Annotated in this window: 4 protein-coding genes; all 4 read left to right on the top strand. The window is 33.3% G+C overall.

All coding sequences use genetic code 11. The annotated features are described in order from the left end of the window. Positions 1–136 precede the first annotated feature (136 nt). Complete coding sequence (locus tag BM141_RS22230; protein ID WP_091549629.1) at positions 137–1,132, top strand: RHS repeat domain-containing protein; 996 nt, start codon at positions 137–139, stop codon at positions 1,130–1,132. Positions 1,133–1,352: 220 nt separating this feature from the next. Further along, positions 1,353–1,865, top strand: a complete 513-nt coding sequence (locus tag BM141_RS22225; RefSeq protein ID WP_091549628.1) for a hypothetical protein — start codon at positions 1,353–1,355, stop codon at positions 1,863–1,865. 370 nt (positions 1,866–2,235) lie between these two features. After that, positions 2,236–2,580 (top strand): type VII toxin-antitoxin system MntA family adenylyltransferase antitoxin, encoded by a 345-nt coding sequence (gene mntA / locus BM141_RS22220; RefSeq protein ID WP_245764137.1) that lies wholly within the window; start codon positions 2,236–2,238, stop codon positions 2,578–2,580. After that, entirely contained in the window at positions 2,501–2,857 is a 357-nt protein-coding gene (locus BM141_RS22215; RefSeq protein WP_091549626.1) for a HepT-like ribonuclease domain-containing protein, read from the top strand. Before mntA ends, BM141_RS22215 begins: the two co-directional genes overlap by 80 nt. Positions 2,858–3,359 lie beyond the last annotated feature (502 nt).

Here is a 3,359-nt window from a genome sequence, read left to right as displayed (position 1 = left end):
TGATAGCAGAGGGTTTTGATAATCAGGTAATTTTAAAACTTACAGGCTTAACTATTGAGCAGATAGAAGCATTGAGGAAGGAAGTGAGATAGGGGAAGTTGTAAACTTTTATTTCTACCCTGTCTTTGGCTTGGGCATGAAGGGTTTAGATTATGTGCAGACTCCAGCGAAGGAGGATAAGTGGCAGTTCAACAGCAAAGAGAAGCAAACCGAGCTTGGGCTGCATTGGCACGACTACGGAGCAGGGAACTATGATGCTCAGATAGGGAGGTGGCATAGTATAGACGGTATGGCGGAAAAGTATATTTCATCTTCGCCGTATCATTATTGTGCAAATAATCCAATTAGTTTTTTTGACATTGATGGTAATGAATTTACCGAAAGTGCTGAAAGATGGATAAATGAACTAACAGCTGCAATATCTGATGAGATTAAGAAAAGCAATAAAATTATGCTAAGAAATTTAGCCAAGATAGAAAAAGCCAAATCATCATTTGAAGCAGGAAAAATCAGTAATGCAAAGATGGAAAGACGTATTGCAAGAGCAGAAAGAGTAATAAACAAGCAAGAAAGCAGGAAAGAAGAATTATTAGAAGCCCAATCTGAAATTAGCGAATTGCGTCACTCAAGTCAAACTTATGATGTTGTTGTACATTCTAATTATACGTCTAATGTAAGAGGTGAAGGAACTGGCGGTTTCCTAAATTATGCCTCTAATGGAATCATTAATGTCAATATTACGAATTTGTCAAGCAACAAGTTAGCAACTTTAGCCCATGAGCTAAAACACCCATTTCAGTATGAAAGAAAGCTAATTGATTTAGGAGTAGGAGGTGGTGGTATAATGTATGATATTTATGATGAAGTCGAGGCTTTCAAACGAGGACAATTATTTGGTGAAAATAAAGGAAATATAATTAATGAGGCATTTGTAAAAAGACGCTATCCAACATTACCTTTTAGTCCCATTCACCATAATACACCACATCCCAACGGAGGCACTTATGGTGAGCAAATTCAAAATACAATATTCAATATGGGAACAGGACTTAGAGAACCATCTACAAGAATAAAAGGTTGGCAAATCTATTATCAGCAAGGTGTTTATAATAACCCTGCTTTTAAATACTGAAGGCTATATAATTCACAACATTGATAAATATATAATTGTTGGGAATTATAGTTTATCCTAAATATAAAATATTTTAAATATTATTCTTGATTTAATTAAAGTAACCAATGAAAAAGGTTTTTGTTTATTTATTTTCTTTTTATTTTTTTATTTCTTGCACTTCTTCTAAAAAATAGAAGGTATTTATATCTTTTCAACTAAATACGATAGATATGGGAAAATGACAATTAATGCTGATAAGTCTTACGAATATGAATATGTAGAAGGGCTACTGCATATTAATAGCAAGGGCAAATGGAAAATTGTGTCAGATGGTATTCAGTTCAACAGTGATTTAAAATTGGATTCAATCTTTGTAAAAGAAGCATTTCAAAAATTGTATGAAGGAAAACTTTTTATTTGTGTAAAAAACTTTGAAGGTCATAATATCTATGAGAAAATAATTTTTAATGGAAATAAAGATGATTATATATTCATTAAACCTTCATGCAATGATTTATTGCACAAAGATTCTTTAAAATCATTTACACTAACTAAGCATATATTATCTGACACTATAAATATACATTACAAGATAAAAAACCCAATGAGTAATGTATTTGAAGTTTATACAATCGATGAAATCTTACATCATAATTATCGTTTTTTTAGGAATAAAGTTTGGAAAGTGCGAGGACGGAAACTGGTAGATAATGAAAAAGGAAATATGATGTTTTTTACAAAAAGAAAATAGCCAAGTTAGTCTTGGAAGTCCCCTGCTGGTCGGAATTACAAATTCCGACCTAATTTTATGAGGATTTGTAATCTACATTTGCTATTTCATTGGTAGAGAGTAGGTTGTATTTATTAGTATATATCGTTAAAACGATAAGCTAAATATTTGATTTAGTATGGCTTACCGTTTTAATGGCGTAGTGCAACTACCGTAGTGGAACTACCGTAGTAAAACGGTGAGATTAGGAAAAGCATATATCTATCCCTTTGGGTTAAAGGTGGGCTATGCCGCACCGTTTTATGATAGAGTTAAACGCATTTCTTGCTGTTTTGAAGTATTTTTGTATATTTGAGCAAATAAGAATGTAATGACACTTCCCACTTCCATATTGGCAGATTTTCGCAAGTATTTTATAGGTAAACCTGTAAAAAAAGTATATCTTTTTGGCTCTTATGCAAGAGGCGAAGCAAGTGAAGATTCTGACATAGATTTATTAGTTGATTTGGATTACTCAATGATATACAATGGTTTAGAGTTTTTTGAAATGTGGAGCGATTTAGAGCAAATTTCAGGAAAGAAAGTGGACTTAGTGAGTGCAACTTCCCTTTCCAAATATGTAAAAGAATATGTAGAGAACGATAAAATTTTGATTTATGAAAAAGCAAAAACCAGACGACTACGCCAGACTTTTGCACATCAAAGACGCTATCGAAGGAATACAAAGGTTCATTGAGGGATACAATTTAGATACTTTTATTGCAGATGAAAAAACTTTTTTAGCCACTGTTAAGGAAATAGAAATTATAGGAGAGGCAGCTTATCACCTTTCGGACACACTAAAAAAACAGTATTCAGACATCCCTTGGCAACAGATAGAAAGCATGAGGCATAAATTAGTACATGATTATTATGATATTGATAAGAAGGTAGCTTGGCTGGTAGCTACCAATTTTACTCCACAATTAAAGATAGAGGTGGGTAGGATTATTGAGGATTTAGATAACAATTAAATTTTTACGCCATTATTGTTCTTTTGACCCAAAACCCCTGTTGCTTGTAGTATTAATGGAATGAGACTATGAACTTCTTGCTTTGCCAATCTCCATGTTTGCGTGTAGGTACGTAAGCATCAGAGGTAAGTTTTATTTTCTTGGTAGTGAGTAGGTTATAATTGAGATGAGTTTTTCATGTGTTGCACCCCGCGTCAAAAGACATGAAAAATTGTATTTTCATTCATAATTCCCCCAGTTGTTCGTAGTCTTAACGAAGCGCGACTACGAACTTTTTACTTTGCAAATCTCTGATTTGCATGTAGGTGCGGAAGCAAAAAGGTGGCTTATTCATTGTTAGTCAGCAAGTTATAATAGCGCAAATCAAAATTTGTACGGTTCGCCGTTGCGACTCCACTCCAGATTTCTGATTCCAGATTCCTCATTGATATTTCCTCATTTTTCCCTATCTTTGTCTAAAATAAAAGTAGGCACATGATAGCACAAAAATACATCAATCCTT

The sequence above is a fragment of the Thermoflexibacter ruber genome, from assembly GCF_900113045.1.
GTDB classification, from domain to species: domain Bacteria; phylum Bacteroidota; class Bacteroidia; order Cytophagales; family Thermoflexibacteraceae; genus Thermoflexibacter; species Thermoflexibacter ruber.
The sequence above is the reverse complement of the archived record's forward strand: the minus strand, read 5'-3'. Positions and strand labels throughout refer to the sequence as shown.